Annotated in this window: 22 protein-coding genes; 19 read left to right on the top strand and 3 right to left on the bottom strand. The window is 64.9% G+C overall.

Annotation, left to right across the window (positions count from 1 at the left end; all coding sequences use genetic code 11):
• From BMON_RS10475 to BMON_RS08685, 9 genes are all read left to right on the top strand, one after another.
• The coding region (locus BMON_RS10475; RefSeq protein WP_237745397.1) for a CHAP domain-containing protein at positions 1–940 on the top strand (940 nt) is incomplete at its 5' end.
• A 153-nt stretch (positions 941–1,093) separates the two neighbouring features.
• The gene (gene smpB / locus BMON_RS08720) at positions 1,094–1,576 is read left to right on the top strand and encodes an SsrA-binding protein SmpB (protein ID WP_033511728.1); all 483 of its coding nucleotides are present in this window, start codon (positions 1,094–1,096) and stop codon (positions 1,574–1,576) included.
• Positions 1,577–1,789: 213 nt separating this feature from the next.
• Positions 1,790–2,737 carry an ABC transporter substrate-binding protein gene (locus tag BMON_RS08715; RefSeq protein ID WP_420307939.1) on the top strand — a complete coding sequence of 316 codons (948 nt, stop codon included), beginning with the start codon at positions 1,790–1,792 and terminating at the stop codon, positions 2,735–2,737.
• Between the two features lie 5 nt (positions 2,738–2,742).
• Complete coding sequence (locus BMON_RS08710; RefSeq protein WP_081883031.1) at positions 2,743–3,723, top strand: ABC transporter substrate-binding protein; 981 nt, start codon at positions 2,743–2,745, stop codon at positions 3,721–3,723.
• 148 nt (positions 3,724–3,871) lie between these two features.
• Positions 3,872–4,804, top strand: coding sequence for an ABC transporter substrate-binding protein (locus BMON_RS08705; RefSeq protein WP_033511732.1), 933 nt, complete (start codon positions 3,872–3,874; stop codon positions 4,802–4,804).
• 103 nt (positions 4,805–4,907) lie between these two features.
• Positions 4,908–5,897: an amino acid ABC transporter permease gene (locus BMON_RS08700; RefSeq protein WP_237745396.1), complete on the top strand. Its 990-nt coding sequence runs from the start codon at positions 4,908–4,910 to the stop codon at positions 5,895–5,897.
• Positions 5,898–5,908: 11 nt separating this feature from the next.
• Positions 5,909–6,718: an amino acid ABC transporter ATP-binding protein gene (locus BMON_RS08695; protein ID WP_033511908.1), complete on the top strand. Its 810-nt coding sequence runs from the start codon at positions 5,909–5,911 to the stop codon at positions 6,716–6,718.
• A gap of 100 nt (positions 6,719–6,818) precedes the next feature.
• Positions 6,819–8,711, top strand: a complete 1,893-nt coding sequence (gene glmS, locus BMON_RS08690) for a glutamine--fructose-6-phosphate transaminase (isomerizing) (protein WP_033511734.1) — start codon at positions 6,819–6,821, stop codon at positions 8,709–8,711.
• Positions 8,708–9,496: a pseudouridine synthase gene (locus tag BMON_RS08685; protein ID WP_033511736.1), complete on the top strand. Its 789-nt coding sequence runs from the start codon at positions 8,708–8,710 to the stop codon at positions 9,494–9,496. The genes glmS and BMON_RS08685 overlap by 4 nt, the downstream gene beginning before the upstream one ends.
• Positions 9,497–9,544: 48 nt before the next feature.
• On the opposite strand, the gene BMON_RS08680 is transcribed toward BMON_RS08685, so the two are convergent.
• Positions 9,545–10,537: a LacI family DNA-binding transcriptional regulator gene (locus BMON_RS08680; RefSeq protein ID WP_033511910.1), complete on the bottom strand. Its 993-nt coding sequence runs from the start codon at positions 10,535–10,537 to the stop codon at positions 9,545–9,547.
• Between the two features lie 175 nt (positions 10,538–10,712).
• Here BMON_RS08680 and BMON_RS08675 point away from each other — a divergent pair, with 175 nt between their 5' ends.
• Together BMON_RS08675 and BMON_RS08670 are read left to right on the top strand one after the other, a co-directional pair.
• Positions 10,713–12,809, top strand: a complete 2,097-nt coding sequence (locus BMON_RS08675) for a beta-galactosidase (RefSeq protein ID WP_033511737.1) — start codon at positions 10,713–10,715, stop codon at positions 12,807–12,809.
• Between the two features lie 243 nt (positions 12,810–13,052).
• Positions 13,053–14,462, top strand: a complete 1,410-nt coding sequence (locus BMON_RS08670) for an extracellular solute-binding protein (RefSeq protein ID WP_033511739.1) — start codon at positions 13,053–13,055, stop codon at positions 14,460–14,462.
• Between the two features lie 43 nt (positions 14,463–14,505).
• Here the strand turns inward: BMON_RS08670 and BMON_RS08665 are convergent, their stop codons facing one another.
• Positions 14,506–15,276: a type III pantothenate kinase gene (locus BMON_RS08665; protein ID WP_033511741.1), complete on the bottom strand. Its 771-nt coding sequence runs from the start codon at positions 15,274–15,276 to the stop codon at positions 14,506–14,508.
• Between the two features lie 336 nt (positions 15,277–15,612).
• Between BMON_RS08665 and BMON_RS08660 the strand changes: the two genes are divergently transcribed.
• From BMON_RS08660 to BMON_RS08640, 5 genes are read left to right on the top strand one after another with little or no spacing between them, the layout of a single operon-like run.
• Entirely contained in the window at positions 15,613–17,280 is a 1,668-nt protein-coding gene (locus tag BMON_RS08660) for an ABC transporter substrate-binding protein (protein WP_033511742.1), read from the top strand.
• Positions 17,281–17,285: 5 nt separating this feature from the next.
• Positions 17,286–18,257 carry an ABC transporter permease gene (locus BMON_RS08655; protein WP_033511743.1) on the top strand — a complete coding sequence of 324 codons (972 nt, stop codon included), beginning with the start codon at positions 17,286–17,288 and terminating at the stop codon, positions 18,255–18,257.
• Positions 18,258–18,310: 53 nt separating this feature from the next.
• Positions 18,311–19,171: an ABC transporter permease gene (locus tag BMON_RS08650; protein WP_420307936.1), complete on the top strand. Its 861-nt coding sequence runs from the start codon at positions 18,311–18,313 to the stop codon at positions 19,169–19,171.
• On the top strand, positions 19,168–20,061 hold the full coding sequence (locus tag BMON_RS08645) for an ATP-binding cassette domain-containing protein (protein WP_081883029.1): 894 nt from the start codon (positions 19,168–19,170) through the stop codon (positions 20,059–20,061). Before BMON_RS08650 ends, BMON_RS08645 begins: the two co-directional genes overlap by 4 nt.
• Positions 20,045–20,866, top strand: a complete 822-nt coding sequence (locus tag BMON_RS08640) for an ABC transporter ATP-binding protein (RefSeq protein WP_237745395.1) — start codon at positions 20,045–20,047, stop codon at positions 20,864–20,866. The genes BMON_RS08645 and BMON_RS08640 overlap by 17 nt, the downstream gene beginning before the upstream one ends.
• Positions 20,867–20,992: 126 nt before the next feature.
• Here BMON_RS08640 and BMON_RS08635 read toward each other — a convergent pair whose 3' ends face one another.
• Positions 20,993–22,000 (bottom strand): D-2-hydroxyacid dehydrogenase family protein, encoded by a 1,008-nt coding sequence (locus BMON_RS08635; RefSeq protein WP_033511745.1) that lies wholly within the window; start codon positions 21,998–22,000, stop codon positions 20,993–20,995.
• A gap of 663 nt (positions 22,001–22,663) precedes the next feature.
• Here BMON_RS08635 and BMON_RS08630 point away from each other — a divergent pair.
• The 3 genes from BMON_RS08630 to BMON_RS08620 all read left to right on the top strand — a co-directional run bounded on the left by BMON_RS08630 (position 22,664) and on the right by BMON_RS08620 (position 26,545).
• Positions 22,664–23,323 carry a hypothetical protein gene (locus tag BMON_RS08630; RefSeq protein WP_152595715.1) on the top strand — a complete coding sequence of 220 codons (660 nt, stop codon included), beginning with the start codon at positions 22,664–22,666 and terminating at the stop codon, positions 23,321–23,323.
• A 271-nt stretch (positions 23,324–23,594) separates the two neighbouring features.
• Complete coding sequence (locus BMON_RS08625; protein WP_081883027.1) at positions 23,595–25,718, top strand: RecQ family ATP-dependent DNA helicase; 2,124 nt, start codon at positions 23,595–23,597, stop codon at positions 25,716–25,718.
• A 350-nt stretch (positions 25,719–26,068) separates the two neighbouring features.
• Positions 26,069–26,545 carry an S-ribosylhomocysteine lyase gene (locus BMON_RS08620; protein WP_033511748.1) on the top strand — a complete coding sequence of 159 codons (477 nt, stop codon included), beginning with the start codon at positions 26,069–26,071 and terminating at the stop codon, positions 26,543–26,545.
• The last annotated feature ends 115 nt before the right edge of the window (positions 26,546–26,660 follow it).

The raw sequence follows: 26,660 nt of genomic DNA, 5'->3' as shown, positions 1-26,660 counted from the left end.
CAACACGATCTACACCGGGTATTACGCCTTCAACTCCAACGGCCTCGACGCGAACAACGCCAAAGGATGGGCCATACCCACCTCAACATCGTCTTCAAACTCAGCAGCATGGGCGACTACCGGCMGTKGCACGCAAAGCGGTTGCCGAATCGCTCACCCTGCTGAAAATTCGACGACGCAACAGGGTGCCTCCACGCTGATGGCCGACCTGCCCTCCATGAAGAACATCGTGGTTGCGGGTTCCTCGGCGGATGACATCGGTATGCAGATCGTCGAGATGAAGTCGCAGATCGATTCCTACAACCAGCAGGTGGCCGCCGCGGCGGCTGCGGCGAGTGCCCAGGCCGGCGTGCAGCAGCAGCTGCGTCCGACGTCCAACGGCGGCGGTTCGCCCGCAGCTCAGTCAAGCGGCAGCGGTGGCGGCAGCAACGGTGGCGGGAGCTCGAACTCGAGCTCATCGTCCAGCAATAACACGGGCAGCAACTCCGGTGGCGGCAGCGCCGTGGGCATGAACTATGGTGTGCCTGGCGGTTGCCCCGAAGGTTCCGGCTTCTGCTATGGCCATTCGACGGGTAACAGCATCGGTGGAGGGGCCTACCCCTCGCGTCAGTGCACGCTGTGGGCCTACCTTCGCCGTTCGCAGCTCGGCCTGCCGGTCGGCTCGTATATGGGCAACGGCGGACAATGGGCGAACACCGCCCGCGGGTTGGGATATCTGGTCAACAACACCCCCCACGTGGGCGCGGCCATGGTCTTCACCCCCGGGCAGAGCGTCGGCGGGCATTGGACGGCCGATTGGTCGTACGGCCATGTCGCCGTCGTGGAACGTGTGAACGGCGACGGTTCGGTGCTCATCTCCGAAGGTGGCACCGGATTCGCGAGCTTCCCCGCCTATGAGAAGATTTACGGGGCCGGTAATTACCAGTACATCCACTACTGATCATTACCGATCGACGAGTTATGCACGGGTCGAATCCGTGCCGTCACGGCGAGCTGCGATAGGGCGGCGCCGTGCATGCGATGCCCACATGATGATGTGGGCATCGTTGTATATTGGCTGGGTTCATGCCCGGATGCAACGTAGGGAGGCCTCATGGCCAACAAGGAACAGGGAACGTCGACGATCGCCCAGAACCGCAGGGCGCGGCATGACTATGAGATCGAGGACCAATACGAGGCCGGCATCGCGCTGAGCGGCACCGAAGTCAAATCGTTGCGCGAGGGTCGCGCTTCACTGGCCGAATCCTTCGTGTCTATCGACCGCCGGGGCGAGGTGTGGCTCGAGAACGCCAACATCCCCGAATACTTCAACGGCACATGGAACAACCATGCGCCCAAGCGCAGGCGCAAGCTGCTGCTGCACGCCGCGCAGATCGCCAAACTCATCCGTCAAACCCAGGCCAAGGGCTACACGATCGTGCCGCTGAGCCTGTACTTCAAGGCCGGTCGGGTCAAGGTCGCCATCGCGTTGGCCAGAGGCAAGCGCGAATACGACAAGCGTCAGACCCTGCGTGAGGCGCAGGACACGCGTGAGGCGCAGCGGGCCATGCGCTACGCCAACCGACGTTCGCTCTGAACCCTCACGTAGCGCTCGTGCGATAACTCCCACATCGGGTAGGCCGCGCCCGCCGGTTGCCTCGCGGCGGGGGCCGCATACGGATGCTCCGTATAGTGGACATCCACAGGTGTCGGGCGCCGATAGGTAACGACCTGTCTCTACAGTTCTGCATGGAGGAGAAGCGTTGCCGTCACGACGGCGGCACAACGAGAGGATTACACAGTTATGATCATGTCACGATTCGGTATGCACGTCCGTGGGGTTGTCGCCGCGGCACTCGGTGTGACGATGCTGCTGGCCACCGCAGCCTGCGGCACCACGGATGACGCGAGTCCGGCCGGCGCCTCCCGGTCCTCGTCGACGAGCGGTGAGATGGAGGGGTACGATCTCGGCTCCGTGAAGAAGGATCCGAAGATCGCCGCCTTGCTGCCCGCATCCGTGACCAAGGACGGCAAGTTCAGCGTGGGCGTCGAGACCACGTACGCCCCGGCCGAGTTCGTGGCGAAGGACGGCAAGACCGCCATCGGCTACGACATGGATCTCGCCCGCGCGTTGGCCGCGGTCTTCGGTCTCAAGGAGGAGAGCGTCTCCGCTCCCTTCGATTCCATCATTCCGAGCATCGGGTCGAAGTTCGACGCCGGTCTTTCCGGATTCACGGTGACGCCCGAACGCATCAAGGCCGTCGACTTCGTGAGCTATTTCAGCACCGGTTCGACGCTGGTCGTCAAGCACGGCAATCCGCAGCAGGTGAAACCGAAGGAGCTGTGCGGCCATTCGGTCGGCGTGCAGATCGGCACCGTCCAGGAGGGTTCGGTCAACGATGCGAACCAGCGGTGCAAGGCCGACGGCAAGCCCGCCATCCGCGTGCTCGCCCAGAAGCTGCAGACCGACATCACGACCGCCGTGGTCACCGGCAAAGCCGATGCGTTCTATGCCGACACCCCGGTCGCCGGGTATGCCGTCAAGCAGACGAACAACCAATTGCAGACCATCGGCGGCAACGACGATCCGGTTCCCGAGGGCATCGCCATCAAGAAGGGCGACCAGGGGACCGTTGAGGCCGTGCGCCAGGCCATGCAGAAACTCATGGACGACGGCACCTACGGCAAGATCTTGGAATACTGGGGCGTCTCGGTCGGCGCGATCAAGACCGCCGAAATCAATCCGAAGGTAGCGTGATCGCCATGTTCCGCACGTTGAGCTTGTCCAAGCAGGGTCTGTCCACGGTGGGCGTGAAGTGCGCCGCGGTCCTCGGATCGCTGGCACTGTTGGTCTCCGTCGCCGCTTGCGGCACCACCGACACCAATACCTCGGGCTCCGCCGCAACGGCCAGTGCCTCCGGTGCCTCGTCCGCAGACCCACAAGGGTATGACACGAGCGCCGTAACAAAGGATCCCGAGATAGCCGCGATGCTGCCCGAGTCGATCACCAAGGACGGCAAACTGACCATCGGCGCCGACACCTCGTATGCGCCCGGTGAGTTCCTCGCTGCCGACGGCAAGACGCCCATCGGATTCGACGTCGACCTGTCCCGGGCCATCGCCGCGATCTTCGGCCTCAAGGAGGTCACCGTGACCTCGACGCTGGATTCGGTCATCCCCGCGGTCGGCAGCAAATACGACATCGGCCTGTCCTCGCTCACCATGACCCCGCAGCGTATGGATGCCGTGGAATTCGTGACCTACTTCAAGGCGGGTTCGACCTATGTTGTGAAGAAGGGCAATCCGAAGGGCATCGACCCCGAGCATCTGTGCGGGCAGAAGGTCGCTATCCAGACCGGCAGCACGCAGGAGGAGCTCATCAACCAGGCCAATGCCAAGTGCAAGGCCGAGGGCAAGGACCCGATGCAGATCCAGTCCTCGAAGATGCAGACCGACGTGACCACGGCGGTGGCGACGGGTAAGGCGGACATCTTCTATTCCGATACCCCGGTCGCCGGCTACGCCATCAAGCAGACGGGCGATGTGCTGCAGTCCATCGGCCAGGACGTGGGCGTCACGCCGGAAGCGGTGGCCATCAAGAAGGGTGACATGGCCACGGCGAAGGCCGTGCAACGTGCCATTCAAAAGCTCATGGACGATGGTACCTACAAGAAGATCCTCGACACTTGGGGCGTCTCGTCCGGGGCCATCGACAAGGCGGAGATCAATCCCCGCCTGGACTGAGCGGTTGGTATGGAACCGTCATCGGGTCGGTGGCGGTTTCTTTACCGACCGGCATTCGCGGCGTAACGAGTTCGTTGCATACGGTGCCTAGGGTGGGACCAACTCCGGCGGCGAACGCGGCGGGAGTGCAGAGAAGAGGAAAACGCATATGAACGTCACGGGAATGAAACGAATCGTCGCCTGCGCCATAGGAGCGGCTCTCATGGTATCGGTCGCCGCCTGCGGTACGACCGATGATGGCGGCGCCGCCAAGTCGAGCGGCTCGTCGACCGCCTCGGCCAAAGGATTCGATGCATCCGGCATCCACAAGGACGCCGCGATCGCCGCACTGCTGCCGTCATCGGTGACCAAGGACGGCAAGCTCACGGTCGGCTCCGACACCTCGTACGCCCCGGCGGAGTTCCTGGCCCCTGACGGCAAGACGCCGGTCGGGTTCTCGGTGGACCTCACGAAGGCCTTGGCCGCCGTGGTCGGGTTGCGGCCGGAAACGGTGTCCTCCACTTTCGATGGGATCATCCCTTCCGTGGGGACGAAGTACGACATCGGCATCTCCTCGTTCACGGTGAACCAGGAGCGTCTGGCCGCGGTCGACTTCGTGACCTACTTCAAGGCCGGTTCCACGTTCGTCGTGAAGAAGGGCAACCCGGAGAAGATCGATCCAGCGAAATTGTGTGGCAAGAAACTCGCGGTGCAGACGGGAACCACGCAGGAGACCGCGGCGGCCGACCTCACCAAGGCCTGCAAGGCCCAGGGCGACGAGGAGATACACGTCCAGTCACTGAAGCTGCAGACCGATGTCACCACCGCGGTGGCCTCCGGCAAGGCCGATGTCTTCTATGCGGACACCCCGGTCGCCGGCTACGCCATCAAGCAGACCGGTGACATCCTACAGACGATCGGTGAGGACCAGGACGTGGCCCCCGAGGGGATCGTCATCAAGAAGGGCGATAGCGGCACCGCACAGGCCATGCAGAAGGCCATGCAGAAGCTCATCGACGACGGGACCTACGGTAAGATACTGAAGACTTGGGGTGTCGCCGACGGTGCCATCAAGACCGCGGAGATCAATCCGGCCGTCTGAGCGACGGAAGCATATGGCCAGCATATGAGACGAACGATGGGATGTTCGCCGCGTATGCTGGCCATATACGTGATGAGAGCACCGGCGAAGAAAGAGGATGCATATGATGCGTAACCGAAAATCCAAGAAGGACGGCCCCGTCGCCATAGACGCGCTGCCCGTGCGCCACCCGGGGTCCCTGGTGGCCGGGATCATCGTCGCCCTGTTGGCCATCATGCTGGTGCAGGGCATGGTGACCAACAAGAACATGGATTGGCCCACCGTCTGGAAGTACCTGTTCAACGAGAACGTGCTCAATGGCATCGGTTGGACACTGATTCTCACGGTGTTCTCCATGGTCATCGCCATCGTTCTGGCCGTCCTGCTCGCGGTCATGCGGCAGTCGATGAACCCGGTCCTGCGTGGCGTCGCATGGTTCTACATATGGTTCTTCCGTGGCACCCCTGTGTACACCCAGCTGGTGTTCTGGGGTCTGTTCTCGGTGCTCATCCCGCAGCTTTCCATAGGTATACCGTTCACCGACGTGCGGTTCTGGTCGATGGATTCGGAACGGCTCGCCCAGGCCATAGCCCCGGGTCTGTTGGCCGCCATCATCGGGCTCGCCCTCAACGAGGCGGCCTATCTCGCCGAGATCGTGCGCGCCGGTCTCGAGGCGGTGGACCCGGGCCAGAGTGAGGCGGCCGAGGCCCTGGGCATGCGCCGGAGCAAGATCATGCGGCGCATCATCCTGCCGCAGGCCATGCGCATCATCGTGCCGCCCACCGGCAACGAGACCATCGGCATGCTCAAGACGACATCCCTGGTCACAGCGGTGCCCTTCGGCCTGGAACTGCAGTTCGCGACGAACGCCATCGCCAATCGCATCTACAAGCCCATCCCGTTGCTTATCGTGGCGTGCATCTGGTACCTGCTCATCACCTCCATCCTCATGGTCGGGCAGGCCCATCTCGAGCGCCACTTCGGCAAGGGCTTCGATCAACGCACGGTGGGCACCGCCGGCAAGCAGCCTCCGCTGCCCGGCAAGACCGACGGGGAAACGAAGAACGATGTGAGCAGGAGTAACCAAGCGACCTTCGTGGGGTTGAACGCATGAACGAGGCGACGATGACGACATCAGACACGAACGCACAACAGGGCGGGGCTGCGGCACCCGCGGTGCAGGCCGAGGGCGTGGAGAAGTACTTCGGCTCCCTCCGTGTCCTCAAGGGCATCGACATGACGGTGATGCCCGGCACGGTGACGGTGATCCTGGGGCCTTCGGGCTCGGGCAAATCGACCTTCCTGCGGCTCATCAACCAATTGGAGACCCTCTCGGGGGGCAGCATCACCATCAACGGCGAGCTCATGGGGTACCGGCCGGTTACGAGGCACGGCCGGCGGATGCTCCAGACGCTCAACGAGAAGGAGATCGCCCGACAGCGCGCCAAGCTCGGCATGGTGTTCCAGCGGTTCAATCTCTTCCCCCACAAGACGGCCCTTGAAAATGTGATGGAGGCGCCGGTCCATGTGGCGGGTGAGCCCAAGGACCAGGCGCGTGGGGAGGCGGTGGCGGAGCTCGAACGTGTGGGGCTCGGCGATCGGCTCGACTACTATCCAGCCCAATTGTCGGGTGGGCAGCAGCAGCGTGTCGCCATCGCCCGCGCCCTCGCGATGAAGCCGAAGATCATGCTCTTCGACGAGCCGACATCGGCGCTCGACCCCGAGCTCGTGGGCGAGGTCCTGGGGGTCATGCGGTCCTTGGCCGACGAGGGCATGACCATGATCGTGGTCACCCACGAGATCGGGTTCGCGCGCGAAGTGGCCGATCAGATCGTTTTCATGGACGGCGGCGTCGTCGTCGAACGCGGCGATTCCGGCATCGTGGACGATCCGAAGGAGCCGCGCTTCCGCGACTTCCTCAACCACGTGCTCTGATCGATGCCGCGCGCGGGGACGTGGCTTTCACCGCATGGGCTCGGTGAAGGTTGTGCGCGCCGCGAGCGAAGCGCGGAGAAATACCATAGACTGGTGAACCATGTGTGGAATCATTGGGTATGCGGGAAGCATCAAGACGGCGTGCGGCAAGCCCTTGGAGGTCTGCCTCCAAGGACTGCGGCGTTTGGAGTATCGCGGTTATGATTCGGCCGGGGTGGCTTTGGTCGCCCCGGGCATGCACGGTGTCGCCGTGCGCAAAAAGGCCGGGCGCCTTTCGAATCTGGAGAAGAGTCTGGCGAACCGGCCCCTGCCCGACGCCACCGCCGGTATCGGGCACACCAGGTGGGCCACCAACGGCGAGCCCAGCGACGTCAACTCGCATCCCCATGTGAGTGGTGACGGGCACATCGCCATCATTCACAACGGCATCATCGAGAACGCCAACAGCCTCAAATTCGATCTGCAGACCGAGGGGTTCTCCTTCGTGTCGGCCACCGATACTGAGGTCGCTGCCAAACTGCTCGGCAAGGTCGCCCAGCGTGTCATCGATGAGACCGGTCATCCCGACATCTTCGAGGCGTTGCGCCGTGTGGCGTGCATGCTCACCGGAGCGTTCACGATCCTGGCGGTCGACGATCGCCAGCCCGACATCGTCGTGGGCGCACGCCACGATTCGCCGCTGGTCATAGGGCTGGGCGATGGGGAGAACTTCCTGGGTTCGGACGTCGCCGCGTTCGTCGCCTACACCAAGAAGGCCATGGAGCTGCGTCAGGACACGGTCGTGCGCGTCAGTGCGGACGACGTCACCGTCATGGACTTCCAAGGCAATCCCGTCACCGATTCCAAGCGGTTCACCGTCGACTGGGACGCCAGCGCCGCCGAGAAGGGCGGATGGTCCTCGTTCATGGACAAGGAGATCCATGAGGATCCCGAGGCCGTGAGCAACACCCTCATGGGCCGCTTCGACATGCACGGCGACATCGTGCTCGACGAGGTGCATATCAGCCCCGAGGACTTCAAGTCGATCGACAAGATCATCGTCGTGGCGTGCGGCACCGCGAGCTACGCCGGGATGGTGGCGAAGTACGCCATCGAGCATTGGGTGAGGATCCCCGTCGAGGTCGAGTTGGCCCACGAGTTCCGTTACCGCGACCCCATCCTCACGCCGCGCACGCTCGTCGTGGCCATCTCGCAGTCGGGCGAGACGATGGACACCCTCATGGCCCTGCGGCATGCCCGCGAACAGGGATCGCGCGTGCTGGCCATCTGCAACACCCAAGGCGCCTCGATCCCCAGGGAATCCGACGCGGTGCTCTACACGCATGCCGGTCCCGAAATCGCCGTCGCCTCGACCAAGGCGTTCGTCGCCCAGGTGGTCGCCGCGTACATGCTGGGTCTGTATTTCGCCCAGCTCAAGGGCACCATGTTCCGTGATGAGATCCGCCAGATCGTCGACCAGCTCAAGGCGATGCCCGAGAAGATCCAGTGGGTGCTCGACAACCAGGCCGAGACCATCCAGAACACCGCGAAACGCATGGTCGACGCCCATTCCTTCCTCTTCCTCGGGCGTCACGTGGGCTATCCCGTGGCGATGGAGGGCGCGCTCAAACTCAAGGAGATCGCCTACACCTTCACCGAGGGATTCGCGGCCGGCGAACTCAAGCACGGTCCCATCGCCCTGGTCGACGAGGGCGAGCCCGTCGTGGTGATCGTCCCTTCGGCGCGAGGGCGCAACATCCTGCACAGCAAGGTGATCTCCGGCATCGAGGAGGTCAAGGCCCGTGGCGCCTTCACCATCGCCGTCGCCGAGCAGGACGATCCGGATGTGGAGCGGTACGCCGACGTGGTGCTGTGGCGCCCGGCCTGCCCCACCCTCCTGAGCCCGTTGGTCGACGTGGTCCCGCTGCAGCTGTTCGCCATGGACATGGCCATGCTCAAAGGCTATGACGTCGACAAACCGCGGAACCTCGCCAAGTCGGTCACTGTGGAATGACGGGGCCCTCCGTGCCGGTCGGCGCCGCTGAGCGCCGTCACCGGTGGGTCGGCGAGGAGCCGGCGATTCCGTTCGAGCTCCAGGTGCTGTACGAGGACGACGGGATCATCGTCGTCGACAAACCCCATTTCCTGGCCACCACGCCACGGGGGATGTGGTATCGCCAAAGCGCGTTGATGCGTCTGCGTGCACGGTTCGGGGAGCCGGACATCACCCCGGCGCATCGACTGGACCGGGCGACCGCGGGCATCGTGCTGTTCGTGCGCAAGCCCCGCATGCGCCGGACGTATCAGATGCTGTTCCAGGATCGTCTCGTGTCCAAGACCTACGAATGCCTGGCACCGTGCGCACCGATACGGCGACCCCGATGCGGCACCGTGACCCCGCTCGAGGCGCCGCGCGTGTTCCCCCTGATGCGGCGATCGACCATCGTCAAACGACGTGGTCGTCTGCAGGCCTTCGAGCTGCCCGGCGAGGTCAACGCCGAGACCTTGATCGAGCTGGGTGATGCGGCCGCCGGCGCGCTGATGCCGTGGCGCCGGTACGTGCTCCGCCCGCGCACGGGCAAGACCCACCAGCTGCGGGTCCATATGAACGCGTTGGGTCTGCCGATCGCCGGCGACGACCTGTACCCGGTCATCACCAATCCCGCGTACGACGATTTCTCGCATCCGCTGCAATTGGTCGCCCGTGAGCTGTCGTTCACCGATCCGATCACCCATGAGCCCCGGACCTTCCGATCACGGGTACCCCTCTCGGCGCCGATGAACCCAGTCCTGTGCTGACGGCTCTCAGAACGAGGCCGCGGTCCGACTCCCGGACTCGGCCGAACGTCAGTGCGCGGTGACTGCTCCGACCGATCCCCGCTCGATGAGCTCCGAGGGCACGACCGTCCTGGCGTCACGAAGCGTCTGAGAACCTTCGCATTGCCGCTGCAGCATGACGAAGGCCCCGGCGCCGATGTCCTCGAACCGTATCCGCATCGTGGTGAGCTCGAGTCCCGGCACGACGCCGGGCAAGGAGTCGTCGACCCCCACCACGCTCACGTCATCGGGAACGCTTCTGCCCGCATCCCTCAGGCCCGCAATCGCCCCGTAGGCCATCTGGTCGTTGGCCGCGTAGATCGCCGTGCATCGCGTATCGCCGGCCAACGCGATCCCCGCCGTGTAGCCGCTGTCCGCACCCCAATCGCCCGCATGCACCGGCGGCGCGCCCGCTCCGTGCCTCGACAACGCATCACGCCAGCCCTGCTCACGGCGTTGCGCGGCCAGCGATGAGGACGGTCCGGCGATGTGGTGCACGGTGGCGTGACCGCGAGCCATGAGATAGTCCACGATCGCCGTGGAGCAGCCGTACTGATCGGCGTCGATCGTGGGGCACTGGTCCGCACGTCCGTCGCCGACGAGCACGACCGGCAGGTTCGTGGTGGGGACGAAGGTGTCGAGGTCGCCCAGACGCTGCTCCATGATGACGATGACCCCGTCTACCGGCAGCCGCTTCATCCTGTCCACGACCGCCCGGAGGGTGTGCGGCGCATCGTCACCGATGATGTGGAGGGTGACCGCGTAACCCCGCTCCGCCGCGGTGCGCGTGATACCGCCCAGGATACGGGCGTTGCCGAACTTCGTCATGTCGAACAGCGCCACGCCGATGTTGCGGAACCGACCGTGCTTGAGCGCCCGCGCCGCATAGTTGGGGCGGTACCCGAGTTTGCGCATGGCGGCTTCGACCCGTCGCCTGGTGGAAGGTGTCACCGACTCGCCGCCGTTGGCGACCCTCGAGACGGTCTGCGGCGAGACTGCGGCGGCGAGGGCGACGTCGCGCATGGATACCGGACGATGGCGTGGCATGGGGTTCGACCTTCGTGTGCAGGGTGGCATTGGTTTCGCAACCATCATAGCGCCTGCGGGCGCAATCGCACTGTGGCGGTAAGGAAAGCGCCGTGGTAAACGGCTGGACGATGCTATCATGGTAACGCAAACAACCAAGGAGGGCCAAGCAATGACGCGACATCAGACCCATCGTTGGCCGCAGCCGCTGCCGGGGAACGAACGGCGGCTGTGGTTCGGCGGCGATTACAATCCCGACCAGTGGCCCGAGGAGGTGTGGGACGAGGACGTGAGGCTCATGCGCCGCGCCGGGGTCAATCTGGTGTCGGTGGGCATCTTCTCGTGGGCGAACATCGAGGTGAGCGACGGCGTCTTCGAGTTCGGCTGGCTCGACCGCATCGTCCGCAAGCTCGGCGACGCCGGCATCGCCGTCGATCTGGCCTCGGCCACCGCCTCCCCGCCCATGTGGCTCACGCAGGCCCACCCCGAGGTCCTGTGGCGCGACGAACGCGGCGACGTCTGCTGGCCGGGTGCGCGACAGCACTGGCGGGCCACCAGCCCCGTGTTCCGCCGGTACGCGCTGCGGCTGTGCCGGGCCATGGCCGAGCATTACCGGGGCAATCCCGCCGTCGTCGCATGGCACGTGAACAACGAATACGGCTGCCACAACCGCTTCGACTATTCCGATGACGCCGCGGCCGCGTTCCGGCGGTGGTGCGAGCGGCGGTACGGGTCGATCGAGACGGTCAACGAGGCCTGGGGGACGAGTTTCTGGGCCCAACGCATGGGCGACTTCAGCGAGATCCTGCCTCCGCGCTTCATCGGCGACGGCAATTTCATGAATCCCGGCAAGCTCCTGGATTTCAAGCGGTTCAGTTCCGACGCCCTCAAGGAGTTCTTCATCGCCGAACGCGACGCGCTCGCCGCCATTACCCCGGATCGGCCCCTGACCACCAATTTCATGGTCAGCGCCGGCGGCATGGGTCTGGATTACGACGATTGGGGCGGTGAGGTCGACTTCGTGTCGAATGACCACTACGTCACGCCGGGGGAGGCGCACCTCGACGAACTGGCGTACTCGTCGTCGCTGGTCGACGGCATCGCGCGCAAACGGCCCTGGTTCCTCATGGAGCAATCGACGGGCGCGGTGAACTGGCGTCCGATCAACTACCGCAAGGAATCCGGCGAGCTGATTCGCGACTCCCTGGCGCATGTGGCCATGGGCGCCGATGCGATCTGCTATTTCCAGTGGCGTCAGTCGCGGGCCGGGGCGGAGAAGTTCCATTCGGCCATGGTGCCGCACGCCGGGGAACACAGTGAGATCTTCCGTGACGTGTGCACGCTCGGCGAGGATCTGCGGATCCTCTCGCGGGAAGGTGTGCCCGGCACCACGCTCGCCCGGTCCCGGATCGCGCTCGTCGTGGACTATCAGAGCGAATGGGCCAGCGAGCACAGCGCGACGCCGACCCAGGCCGTGCGCCACTGGACCGAACCGCTTGACTGGTTCCGCGCGCTGCAGGACGTCGGGGTGACCGCCGACGTGGTGCCGGTCGCGGGGGACTGGGCATCGTACGAGGCCGTCGTGCTCCCGTCCGTGTTCATGCTGGACGAAGCGACGTCGCAGCGGGTGCGTGCGTACGTCGAGGCGGGCGGTACGCTCCTGGTGACCTATTACACGGGAATCGTGGACGAACGCGACCATGTCTGGCTCGGCGGCTATCCCGGGTCGATCGGCGATGTGGTGGGCGTGCGCTCCGAGGAATTCGCGCCGATGGGCGACGATTACCCGGGCGTCCCCGATCGGTTGGCGTTGGACAACGGTGCCGTCGCGCATGACCTTGCCGACCGCATCACCGAGGTGGCGCCGGGCGTGCGCGTGCTGGCCCGGTACGTGGACGCATCACGCACCGGCATGGACGCGATCCCCGCCATCACGGTCAACGGTTTCGGCCGTGGGTCGTGCGTGTACGTGGGGTGCCGGTTGGGGCGCGGGGGGCTGGCGGCCAGCCTGCCCATGATGCTCGACGCCGTGGCGTTCGCCATGGACGAACGAGCATGTTCCCCCGACGGGCCGCGTGGCGCCGTCATGCGCGTGGAGCGCCGCGGCGAGGACGGGCGGCGGTTCGTGTTCTCCTTCAACCGCACCGACGAGCGGGTGAGGACAATGGTCGAAGGTCGGGTTCTGCTGGCTTCGCTCGCCGAGGTGGACGAGCAAGGCGGCGAGGCGATCCTCGAGCCGCACGGGGCGATCGTGACCCGGGTGGCATGACCAGGTCGGCATGGCCGGGTCGGCATGAGCGTGCGTGACCGGGTCGGCATGACCGGGCGTGACCATATTGGCATGAGCGTGCGTGACCGGACTCGTATGGGAGCGCATGACCGTCCATCGGTCTGACGGCATCCCGGTGGGTTCCGGGGATCCCGTCGGGCCGTTGGCATGGTCCATGTCGTAGACTCGGAACGGAGCTGCCGGCCAGCGTGGCCGTCGGATAATCGCGTATGGGGTGATGGTATGAGGATCAGGGCTCGGCGGGTGTGGTCGCTGGTCACGACGGTGCTGCTGGTGTTCGGCCTGGGTGCCTGCGCCCAGCGGGACAACCGCACCGTGCTCACCGTATGGTCGTGGGAACCGAGCATGCGTTCCCTCGCCCGCGGTTTCGAGGCGCGCAATCCCGATATCCGCATCGTGATCAAGAGCACGAGCGGCTACGAGAACCTGAACACCGCCATCGAGGACGGGTATGGGCAGCCCGATGTGGTCCAGCTCGAATACTTCGCCCTACAGCAGTACGCCATCAGCGGGCAGCTGCGTGATCTGACCGACAGGGCGGCGGGGTACGACACCACCTATACGCCCGGCACCTGGTCGTCGGTGCACCTCAACGGCCGCGTGTACGGCCTGCCCATGGATTCGGGGCCCATGGCGTTCTTCTACAACCAGGAGGTGCTGTCCGAGGCGGGTGTAGACGGATCCGCCATTCACACGTGGAAGGACTACTATGAAGCCGCGAAGAAACTCAAGTCGATCGGGGTGTACATCGCCGCCGACACGGGCGAGGCGAGCTTCTACGACGCCATGATCTGGCTCGCCGGCGGCAAGCCGTTCCGCACGTCGCCGGACGGCAAGACCGTCACCGTGGATCTGCAGCACGACCGGGGCACCGCCCAGTTCACGCGCTTCTGGCAGAAGATGATCGACGAAGGTCTGGTCGACACGCGCCACACCATGTGGTCGGATGGTTGGAAGAACGCGCTCGGCAGAGGCAACGTCGCCTCCGTGTTCGCCGGCGCGTGGATGCCGTCGCTTCTGCTGTCCGACGTCCCCGGCACGGCCGGGCTGTGGCGTGTGGGGAGGATACCGACACCGCATGGCCAACGGGCCAATGCCGAAAACGGCGGATCGGCCCTGGGTGTGCTCAGTTCCAGCGACAAGCCCAACGCCGCGTTCCGGTTCATCGAATACGCCTGCCATGAACGTGAGGGCATCGCGACCAGGGTCGATGGCGGTGCGTTCCCGGCCGACAACGAGACCCTCGCCCGATCCGATTTCCTGCACAAGGCCACGGTGAAGGACGAGCGCGGCATCGACATCCCGTACTTCGGGGGGCAGGAGTTCAATCGCGTGCTCTCCCAGGCGGCGAACGAGGTGTCGACCGGCTACCAGTATCTGCCCTTCGAGGTTTACGCCCGTACCGACTTCCGTACGACGGTGGGCAAGGTCTACCAGTGGTCGACCCAGCAGCAGGCGATGCTCAAGGCGAAAGCCCGCGTCGAAGCGGGGCAGACGAACCCTGATGGGTCGGCGATCGCCGTCCCCGATGCGCCGGGCCCGCGCATCTCCCTGAGGAACGGCATCGCGCTGTGGCAAAGCGACCTCATGGCATACGGGACCAACCAGGGCTTCACCATGCGCCAGCCGTAAGGAACGGGACCTGCGGCCTGGGCGGGCCGCATCCAAGCCCGTTTCAGGCGCTGGTATTGCGCCGGTAGATCAGGGCCATGCCCTTGAACATGAGTTGCGGGTCGTAAACGTCGATCATGTCGGTGTCGTCGATGAAGATGCTGCCCAGGCCACCGGTGACCACGACCTTGAAGGGCTCGCCGATCTCCTCACGGAACTGCCGTATGATGCGCTCGACGCCGCCCAGCGCGTTGTAGTACAGCCCGGCCTGCATGGCCGTCTTCGTGCCCGTGGCGAGGACCGATTGCGGTTTCGTGATCTCCACCTCCGGCAACTGCGCGGTCTGCTTCCACAACGCCCCGGCGGCGGTGTTGATGCCGGGGGCGATGAGTCCCGAGACTATGGCCCCTTTGGCATTGACGTAGTTGAACGTCGTGGCGGTGCCGAAATCGGCGACCAGCACCGGTCCTCCGTAGACGTAGTAGGCCCCCACGCAGTCGGCGAGGCAGTCGGCACCAAGGGACTTGGGGTCGTCGATGCGGATACTCACACCCGATCTGACGCCGGGGCCGACGATCATCGGGTCGATGTCGAGGAATTTGATGAGGCTGGCGCGGAACGAATGCATGACGTTGGGCACCACCGAGGCGATGATGACGTCGTCGATGTCACCCGCCTGCAATCCGCTGAGCGCCAGGAACTGCGTGATCATCAGCCCGTACTCGTCGGAGGTGTGGTTCGCCTTGGTCGTGGTGCGGTACGTGCCCATCACCTTGGATCCGTCGAGAAAACCGAGGACGATGTTGGTGTTGCCGATGTCTACTGCGATGAGCAATGGAGCCTCCCGTGGGTGCCGCGGCGGCGTGCGCCGGTCGCGTAATCCCTTCCGTGGATTATACTGGGGATCCACGGACTACGGACGACCTTGGAGGGCATGACCCGACGGGCGGCCAGTGGCGAGTGCTCTGGCTCAGGTGGCGGTTTCACCGATGACGCAGTTGGTTGATCACGCGGTGAATTGATCACGCAGTGAGGTCATAACGCAATGAACATCATGCGAACGTGAGCACGGTCGTGCCGCCGCCCCGATGTCACCTGGGGTACGGCACCGTGCAAGAACCGCCGTAAGGCGATCGTGCGGCGTGATGCGAAGAGAGGCAGTGAGGGAATCATGCCCGAATATCGAGGCGTGCACGGATCATCCGGCGCGACCGAAGACCGACGGCGTCGCGGCCGTGCGAAGCGCGCCCTGCCCGACGCCAGTCTCGATGATGCGCTCAACGAGCGCATCAGGCCGATGCGCGTCGCGGGACGGAGCGGATGGTGGGGTCTCCTGGCCGCCGTCATCGCGATCGGCGTGGTCGTGGGCATCGCCGCCCCCTGGCGTGGTTCGGCGAATTCGGGACCGGGGCTGATCGGCGCCGCGCACCGTATGAGCATCGGCCTCAAACTCGCTCCGGGCAATCTCGACATCCGCACCCAGTCCGGTGCGGCCCTCGACCAGATCCTCATCGGCAATGTCTACGAGGGGCTGGTGGCCCGCGATGGGGAGAACAAGGTCGTTCCCGGATTGGCCGAAAGCTGGGACAGTAGTCCCGACGGCCTCGTCTACACCTTCCGTCTGCACCGCGGCATGCGTTTTTCGAACGGCCATGCGCTGCATGCCGACGACGTGGCATGGTCCATCAACGAGTTGCGTGCGCGCGGGTATCAGGACTCCGAACAGCTCGAGGACGTCTCGTCGGTCACGGCGCCCGACGCCGCCACGGTGCGCATCGCGCTCAAGGCGCCGTACGCCAGCCTGCTGTGGGTGCTCACCGGACGCCCCGGCCTCGTCTTCGATCGCCGGGCGCACTATGACCGTGCGACCCAGGCCGTGGGCTCCGGACCGTACACCATAACCCGGTACGTACCGAACAGCGTGATCACCCTGCAGGCCGACGACCGATATTGGGGGGCTCGCAAGGCCCGTACCGCGCGCATCGATGTGCGGTATTTCGCCGATGACACCGCCGCGGTCAACGCCCTTCGATCGGGGGATGTCCAGGTGCTCGCACCGCTCACACAGAGCCTGGCGCAGCCCTTCGTCGACGACCCGGCGCAGTACGAGGTCAAGGTCGGCGAGGGCACGGACAAATTTGTGCTCGCCTTCAACGGCACCGGTGCCGCGACTTCGGACCTCCGCGTCAGGCAGGCCATCCGGTACGCCATCGACCGTCGGCAGCTCATCGCCTCCCGGGGCGGCGCCGATGCGCCGTTGGGCGGCCCCATCCCCTCGTTGGACCCGGGGTACGAGGATCTCACCGGGCTCTACCCGCACGACCCGGCCAAGGCCAAGCGGCTCATGGCCGAGACCGGGCACGATCGCGCCCATCCGCTCAGGTTGACCCTGACCTACGCCCACATCTACGGTTCGGAGCTGGGCGACCAGCTGCGCTCGCAACTGCGGCCCATCGGCATCGACCTGCACGTCGAAGTGGTCGAATTCGCCACATGGCTGCAGGACGTCTACACCAACCACGACTACGACCTGTCCCTCGTGGACCACAACGAGAGCCATGACTTCTATCTGTGGGCCGACCCCGATTATTACTTCGGCTACGACAATCCTACGGTCCAACGCCTGTACCGGCAGGCCAGCAGGGCTTCGAACCCGCAGGACAACGCCCGGATCCTCGCGCAGGCCGCTCGGATCGTGAGCCGTGACGCGCCGGCCGACTGGCTGTTCAACTACCGGATCACCACCGCCACCGTCAAGGGAGTCCAGGGATTCCCGGTCAATCTCAACCAGACGCTGCTGCCGTTGGCCGACGTCACGTACACACCAGGGAAGGAGTGATGAGTATGGCACGATTCATCATGCGCCGGGTGGCGTTGCTCGTCGTCGCGGTGGCGGCCATGTCGGGCATCGTCTTCGTCATGCTGCGCATCCTGCCCGGCGACGTGGCCTCGGCGATGGCCGGCGTGCATGCGTCGCCGGGACGCGTGGGGGCGTTGCGCCGGCAATTCGGCCTCGACCAACCGTTGGCGACACAGTATGTGGACTGGATGACCGGCCTGATGTGCGGGGACTTCGGATTGTCGGTCACCACCGGGCGTTCGGTTTCCGCGCTGGTGGGGGCGCGGGCATCCGTCACCCTGCCGCTTATCGCGATCGGTCTGGCCGTCGCCCTGGCGATCGGGTTGCCGCTGGGCTGCGCCGCCGCGCTCTCGCGAAGCCCGAGGCGTCGAGGCGTCTACCAGGCGATCGCCATCGTGGGCGGGTCGGTGCCGGCGCTGTGGGCCGGCGCCCTGTTCATGATCCTGTTGGGTCGTGGTGTGGGGTTGATCGACCTGTTCCCCTCGCAGGGATTCGGTGGCGAGGGGTGGGCTGCGCCGCGGCAGGCGTTGGCCTCGCTCATGCTGCCGGCGTTGACCGTCGGCGTCATCGTGAGCGCGGGCGTGATGCGCTACACTCGTTCGGCGCTCGACGACCTGGCTCCGAGCGGTTACATCGACATGGCCATGGCCTGCGGCATGACCCGACGTGAGGCCATGCTGAGCACCGGATTACGGTTGTCCGCACCGCGACTCGTCTCGGTGCTGGGGCTGACGTTGGCCCAGATGATCACGGGCGTCATGGTCGTCGAGAACCTGTTCGCCCTGCCGGGCCTGGGCACCGGGCTCGTCGTCGATGTGGGCAACCGCGATCTCGTGGCCGTGCAGGGCGAGCTGTTCATGCTCACCGTGGTATTTCTCGTCATCGGTTTTCTGGTGGACATCATGCACCGCGTCCTCGATCCGCGGTTGGGCGACGACAGGGAGGAGCGGCGATGAACGTCTCATCACATGGGCCGAACCGGGGTGCGCTGCCCGGTGGTGGTTCTCGTATGTTCTCCCGCTTGCGCCGATCCGTTGTCCGCATGTGCTCGGGCGCGCGCGGCATATTCTCGCTTGCCGTTATCGGCTGTTGGATCGTCGTCGCGGTGGTGTCGCGTTTCTGGACACCCCAGACGTTATACGGCACGGACGGCTATCACGCATGGTCGGCTCCCTCGCCCGACCACTGGCTCGGTCGGGACGGCACCGGGGCCGATATGCTCAGCTGGTTGATGGCGGGATCGTGGACCGACCTGGTCATCGTCGTGCTGACCATCGTGTTGGCGGCGCTCATCGGCATCGCGCTCATCGCGGCGATGGTGTCGCGCGCACGGGGCGTGTCGGGTGTGGTCACGGTGGCCGTCGATGCGCTCATCTCCATTCCCACCGTGCTCATCGCGCTGGTGCTCGCCGTGCCGTTCGGCGCGTCGATCGCCGTCGTGATCGTGGCCTGCGGCGTGGGGTACGGGCTGAATCTTGCGCGTATCGCGCGACCCGAGGCCGTGCTGATCGCACGATCGGATTTCGTGGAATCGGCGGTGTCCTGCGGCGCTTCTCAGGCCTACATCCTCATCCGACACATCCTGCCCAACCTCATGTCAACGATGCTCGTCCAGCTGTCCCTGTCCGCCGGCACCGTGGTGCTCGCGGAATCGGGCCTCACCTATCTGGGCATCGGCGTCCCTTCGGGTGTGCCGAGCTGGGGGCGTTCGCTGGCGACATCCGTGCGGTTCATCGCGATCCATCCCATGACCGTCGTGTGGCCCGGCCTGGTCGTGACCCTGGTCGTGGTCGCCCTGAACATGTTCGGAGATCTTCTGCGCGACCGGTGGGATACGGGAGCAACGCGCGATGAGGAGGATGAATCATGAGCGTCGACATCAGTCGACTACGGGTCGATATCGGGCGCACTGCCGTCGTCGATGACGTCACCATGCATATAGGTGCGGGAGAGCGCGTCGGTCTGGTGGGGGCCTCGGGTTCGGGCAAGTCGATGATCGCCCGTGCGATGCTTGGTCTGCTGCCCTTGGATGCACGAGCCTCGGGTCATATCCGGTATGGGGACGATGGTGCCGGGGACGACGGGTCCGACGGTAGCGGCTTGGGGGTCGATGCACTGGCGTGCGGCGAGGAAACGATGGCCGATCTGCGCGGACGATACGTGTCGACCGTGTTCCAGGACCCCGCCACGACGCTCAGCCCTGTGCTTACCGCCCTGCAGCAGGTGACGCTGCCGTTGCGCCGGCACTACCGCATGACGCGTGGGGAGTACGCCGAACGGGGGATGGCAACGCTACAACGGGTTGGACTTGATCCGATGCTGGCCGATCATCTGCCCCATCAGCTCTCCGGCGGGCAGCGCCAGCGCGTCGCCATAGCGACGGCTATCGTGACCTCGCCCAGACTCCTGATCGCCGACGAGCCCACCACCGCGTTGGATGCGATCGCGCAACGCGAGATCGTCGATCTGCTGGTCGGGCTGGTCGATGAATCCGGTGCCGCCATGCTGTTCATCACCCACGATTTCTCTGTCCTGGCCCGTGCGACTCGGCGGTGCTATGTCATGCGGTCGGGCCGCATGGTGGAGGCGGGGGATACTTCGTCGCTGCTGGGAGCGCCCCAGTGCAAATACACGCGGCATCTGGTCGACGCCGCCGAGCGGCTTACCCTGCATGGCGCCGGGGCGACGGCCCCTGGCGCAGACCGTGCCGACGATGTCGGCAATACGCGCAATGAGGGAGCCGATGATGCGAGGAACTGAGCGAGAAGCACGACCGGATTCGGTTGACGAGTCCCCGCTGCTGGAGGTGTCGCATGTCGTGCGGTGCTTCGGCCGAGGCGAGGGATCGCGTGCGGCGTTGCGGGGCGTGTCCATGAGGGTGGACAAGGGGCGTTGTCTCGCCGTGATCGGGGGCTCGGGTTCGGGCAAGACCACGTTGGCCCATCTGCTGCTCGGGTTGCAGCGCGCCGATGCCGGGGCGGTGAGATATCGAGGTGCCCTCGTCCAAGGGCGGCGGTCTCCGGGCTACCGGCTGTTGCGCGGAGAATCCTCGGTGGTCTTCCAGAATCCGTATGCCTCCCTGGATCCCCGATGGGACGTCGAACGACTGGTGGCGGAACCGTTGATGGTGCGCTTGCATGGGAAGCGGATCGACGCGGATGACCGTCGGGATATGGTCGTGGGCGCCCTGACGCAGGCCGGACTCGATCCGGCATCGGTGTGGGGGCGCCGCCCGGCACGGCTTTCCGGCGGGCAGGCGCAGCGCGTGGCCATTGCGCGGGCGATCGTGACGCAGCCGAAGCTGATCGTGGCCGATGAGCCGATGAGCGCCATCGACGTTGCGGCCCGGCTCCAGGTGGTACACACCTTCGCCGCGATACGCGACGCCCGACCGGATGCCGCCATCGTCATCGTGTCGCACGATCTCGGGGTCGTGCAGCATCTCGCCGACGATGTGCTGGTCCTGCATGACGGCACCGTGGTGGAGCAGGGGCCTACCGACCGGATACTCCAGGATCCGCAGCACCCCTACACGAGGGAGCTGGTCCGCGCGGCGTCGTGGTGATGCGGCATCACGACGGCTTGGGGGCGAGGGTTGTTCCGGTGTGATTGCTGAGATTGCGCCGCGTCCGGCTTGTCTGCGCGTGCCGGCACGCATGTCGCCGACCGTGTCCCAAGGCGTCTATTGGCCCTACGCCACGACGTTCATGCGTTCTCCGCGGTAGAAGGCGGCGAGGGATTGCATGATCTGCTTGGTGAGATTGCGGTTGGCGCCGTCGCTGCGCCATGCGACGTGCGGGGTCATGACGAGGTTCGGCACCTGACGCAGGGGGTCGTCGGCCGGGAGGGGTTCGCGGTCGAACACGTCCAAACCTGCGAGGATGTCCCCGCGCTGCAGGCGCGTGAGCAGTGCGCCCGGGGAGATGACCTCGGCCCGTGCGGTGTTGATGATGATACTGCCGGGTCGCAGCCGGTCGAGTTGCTTGGCGGTGACCATGCCGGCGGTGGCTTGGGTCAGCGGCAGATGGAGGCTCACGACGTCCGACTGCTCGAACAGGTCGCCCAGGTCATCCACGGGCTGCGCGTCGAATTGGGCGGCCTGGTCCGTGTGCAGATGTGAGTTCCACACCAGGATATGCATGCCGAAACCCCGTGCGATGCACGCCATGGTCTGTCCTATGCCGCCGAATCCCGCCAGCCCGATCGTCCGGTCGTACAGGTCCAGGCCGTCCATGCCGGCCCACTGCCCCTCGCGCATCTCACGGTCGAGCCGTCCCACGTGCTTGGTCAGTTCCATGATGAGTCCGAACGCGTGCTCGGCGACGGCGTGGTTGCCGTAGTGCACGACGTTGCACACGCGGATCCCGAGCTCGCGCGTCCGGTCGAGGTTGATGAAACTCGCCACCCCCGTGCCGCCGAAGGCGAAGCAGCGCACGTGGTCGGCCAACTGGTCGAGGAGATGGTCGCTGATATGCAGGCCGATGTCGATCATCGCGTCGGCGCCCTGCATGCGTTCGACGATGGTCTCCTCATCGTACGTGGTGTCGGTGTGCAGGCGCACGCGGGCCAGATCCCGCAGCGTCGGCAGGCATGCGGTGAGCGGTTCGAGCATGGTGGGGATGACGGTGGGCATGACGACGAGCGGCAGGTCGGTGCGTTCGGTCTGGGTTTCGATGACCGGGATTTGGGTGCTGGACATGTCTTCAGCCTAGACCCGGCGGGCGCCCCCGGGTGTCGGGTGCTCAAAACTTGCCAACAGAGGTGGGGCGGGTCCTGTGTTGTGTCGGACAGGCGAATCATGACCCGGTCCGAGGCATGCGATGCGATGTGGGAACGACGGAGCAGCGGCCCCGCCTTGGGGCATCCCCGTCGCCAACATCGTCGGGTGGGGAAGAAGGGTTACCGCTTAGGGTGCGCGCGGTGGTGGCTGATCATCATTGTTGTTGCGGTAATTCCGTCGAAGGGCACGTTGTGTAGTCTTTTTCCGTTCCATTGGGTTTTAGGAGTGTATGAATCGCGGATTTTCAACGGCGCGATTGCGCGATTGGTTATATGTCCGCGAAAAAGACTACACAACGTGATCGTGGCCCTTCGACCACAGTGGATCGGCACGATGAGCTGGGCAAGTCCAAGGCAATATCGTGAGGTTGTGCGCAATGTCGAGTCACGGCGCCCAGTCGGGTATGCTCAGCCGATTGAGATCGCCGAACGTGAGCTTGGTCGGTGCATCGGCGTTGCCCGCAGATCGCATCGGGAGTTGACTTTCTGCTCACTGAGTGCGCTGAAAATACTGGGATTGCCACTACCTCGCCACCATAGGTTATCGGATGACGTATCTCACGTCGTGATTGCGGACCAACGCATGCGTTCCAATATCTCCGGAGTGAGATTTCATGTATGGAACCATCCGATATCGACTCAGACCATTTCACTGGGGACGGACGTCGAGCATGCCGTGGACCACATACGAATCGTCGATCCCATTACCGCCTGCATGCAGATGCTGGCGCACTGCCCAAAAGAGGAGTGTGTGGTGTTGTTCGACGCTGTGATGTGTAGAAACTCGAAGATGCGACTCGCCACGAAGGATGAACTCCACGAGAGGCTGGATTCGCTGGGAAAGTTCCACGGTTGTCGGGCTGGACGATGGGCGTTGGCGCGTAGTGCCGAAGGCGTCGACTCGCCAATGGAGACCAGACTGAGGCTGAGGATCGTCGCCAGGGGGATGCCTTGTCCACAGGTGAATGTGCGCGTAGGGAATCCCGATTCGGACGAGTTCTGGTTTCTTGACCTGGCCTACCCCGAGCTGAAAATAGGTTTTGAGTTCCAAGGAGCGCAATTCCATGCCACGGTGGAGGGCTTGTGCCGCGATAGTCGGAAGATTTCCGCTTTGCAGGGCCTGGGGTGGCGAATCGTTCCCGTAACGGCCGAAATGTTGAAATCTGAGCGTGACCGAGCGCTGCTCTTCGCCACGATTGACCGCATTATGGCCCTCCAAAGGAGCCAACTTCACGTTGTGTAGTCTTTTTGTGGCAGCTGCGCGTTCCGAGTGATTCATATCCTTGGAATATCGCCACTGCGATGAACGAAGAAGTCTGTTGGCGCGAAAAAGACTACACAAAGGGCAAAGGTCTGTGTTGGCGGGCCGGTGAGCCGGCGTGTCTTGCCGTATTCGGGTACTTTGGTTCGTTTGTATGATCGTCAGGATTATCGGTTGGTGAAGACGATAACGATGGCTGATGGCGTCTGCGCCTAGGCCGTCGGCGTAGCCGCAGCGTAATAGACTCGGGGATATGTCCCTTTCATGCGCCGATCACCAATCAAATACCGTTGCCGACGCTGCCGACGCTGCCGACGCTGCCGACGCTGCGGTTGCACCAGTCGCCCCCGCTGCGAGCCCGGCGCTCGCGGCGCTGCACCGGTACTTCGGCTACGACTCGTTTCGGGTGGGGCAGGCGGATGTCGTGTCGGCGGTGATCGCGGGTCGTGACGTGTTGGCCGTGATGCCCACCGGTGCGGGCAAGTCGGTGTGCTATCAGATTCCGGCCATGCTGCTGCCCGGGCTCACGGTCGTGATCTCCCCGCTGATCTCGCTGATGCGCGATCAGGTCGAGGCGTTGCGCGAGGCGGGCATACCAGCCGCCTCCGTCAACACCACCCAGAGTTCCCAGGAACAGGATGCGGTGCTGGAACGGGCGGCCGATGGCGCGATCCGCCTGCTGTACGTGGCGCCCGAGCGATTGGGTGCGGGGCGGTTCCGCTCGTTCGCCTCTCGGGTGTCGATCTCCATGGTGACCGTCGATGAGGCCCACTGCGTCTCCCAATGGGGCCAGGACTTCCGCTCCTCGTATCTGGGCATCGGCGAGTTCATCGACGCCCTGCCCGTCCGCCCGACCGTCTCGGCATTCACCGCCACCGCCACCGAGCGGGTCCGCAGGGACATCGTGGCCCTGCTGGGGTTGCGCGACCCGGCCGTCACCGTCACCGGGTTCGACCGGCCGAACCTGTTCTTCGACGTCATCAACATGCCCACCTCGCGCAAGAACACCTGGATCACCGCCTATGCCCGCGAGCACGCCGAGGAATCAGGCATCGTCTATTGCGCCACACGCAAGGAGACGGAGGCGCTGGCCGACGTGCTGCAGCGCCACGGCATCGTGGCATCGGCGTACCACGGCGGCATGAAGGCCGAGGACCGCACCGCCGCCCAGCGCGGGTTCGTCACCGACACGGTGCAGGTCATCGTCGCGACGAACGCCTTCGGCATGGGCATTGACAAGTCGAACGTACGATACGTCATCCACCACAACATGCCCGAGAGCATCGAGGCCTACTACCAGGAGGCGGGCAGGGCCGGCCGTGACGGCGAGCCGTCGCGGTGCACCCTGCTGTGGAACGACAGCGACATCGTCACCCGACGGCGGCTGCTGGACATGGGCGGGGAGAACGAGCGGCTCACGCAGGAGCAGCAGGAGATCGTGAGGATGCGCAAGCGCGGGTTGCTCAACGCCATGATCGGCTATTGCCGTACCACCACATGCCTGCATGCCTATATGACCCGGTATTTCGCCGATCCCCGAGGTATGGCGGGCGAGGGTGGTCGTGGCGGTGCGCCGGGCACGGAAGATGGTGCGGTGGACGTGGCGGCCACTTCGACCACTTCGACCACTTCGGCCACCGCGGATGCGACGGCGTCGGCGACCCCGGCAACATCACCGGCGGACGGGCAGCCTTCGGTCGGCGCGTCGGGCTGCGGGAATTGCTCGAACTGTCTGAGCACCTTCACCGCCGTGGACGTCACCGACATCGCGCGGGCCATCAGCCGATGCGTGCACGACCTGCATCAGGGCTTCGGCTCGGGCAAGGTCGTGGCCGTGCTGCGTGGGTCGAAAGCCCAGGAGCTCACGTCCCGTCATCTCGACCGTTGCCCCAGCTACGGGGTGCTCGAGGCGGTGTCGCAGGCCACCATCCGCGATGTGCTCAACCAGATGGCCACCGACGGTTTTCTGGCCATCCGCGAAGGCAGGCTACCCGTCGTCGGATTCGGACCCCGGGCCGTGCAGACGGCTCAGCCGGATTTCCATTACGAGATGAAGCGCGTCGCCTCCCGGGCGGACGGGGCCAATGCAGGTGGCGTCGGGCGCGGGACGGGGGCCGCCTTCGGCTCGGTAGGCGGTGACGGCGAGGCGCCCGATGACGAGAACGAGGCGCTGTTCGAACGGCTGCGCGAGGTGCGGCGGGCCATAGCCCAGGAGCTGGGCAAGCCGCCGTACATCGTGTTCTCCGACAGGACCTTGCGGGACATGACCAGGGTCCGGCCCGTGAACGATGAGCAGTTCCTGGCGGTCAACGGCGTGGGGGAGCGCAAACTGGAACGGTACGGTCAGCGCTTCATGGACGCCGTGCGGGCATTCTGATGGGCGGGCTGTTTCGATGGTCGTTCCGACGGTCGTGCACAGAATGCCGTGCTTAGAATGCCGTGCACAGAACGTCGTGCACAGAACGTCGTGCCGCGGGTTCGGGGCATGGGGTTATGGTGGGCGCACGGTAGGGTGACCGGGTGCGGTGGTGTGCGCGACCGGCAATCGGTCATTGCGTGCGCGGCGTGAGCCGATACGCCGTACGGTAACCATGCGGACAGCATGTGAGAAGGGCACTGAGTGAACACGGCACTGAGTGTACGCAACACAGAGTGAACGCAACACTGAGCGAGAACAGCCAACACTGAGTGAACACGGCCAGGAATAACGAGGAGAAGGAGCGGAACATGGCGCAGCAACCCGAGAGTTTCCAATTGGACCACACGAAGGTCAAGGCACCGTATGTGCGATTCATCGACACCGAACGAGGTCCCCACGGCGACGTGATCTCGAATTACGATCTGCGTCTTGTGCAGCCCAACGAGAACGCGATCCCCACTGCAGGCCTGCACACCATCGAGCACATGCTCGCCGTGCTGCTGCGCGCGAGGATCCCCGGGTACATCGACTGTTCGCCGTTCGGGTGCCGCACCGGCTTCCATCTGCTCACCTGGGGTGAGCACGATACCGCTCAGGTGGCGCTCGCCCTGAAGGAATCCCTCGCCTTCATCGCTCACGAGGCGACGTGGGACGACGTTCCGGCCACCACCGTGCAGAGCTGCGGCAACTACCGCGACCACAGCCTGTTCAGTGCGAAACAATGGGCGCAGGACATCCTCACACAGGGAATCAGTTCGGATCCCTTCTCGCGGCGGGTCGTGTGAATGCGGGTGAGCGAACATGTGCATCGGGATACTCGCATCGCGCCGCGTCACACACCCCGCACCATGCCGTTAGGTGCCGGCACCGTGGCATCTGACATCGTGCGGGAAGCCGTCG

It is taken from the genome of Bifidobacterium mongoliense DSM 21395 (assembly GCF_000741285.1).
In the GTDB taxonomy this organism is placed as follows: Bacteria; Actinomycetota; Actinomycetes; order Actinomycetales; family Bifidobacteriaceae; genus Bifidobacterium; species Bifidobacterium mongoliense.
This window is presented reverse-complemented; position numbering and strand designations above follow the sequence as displayed.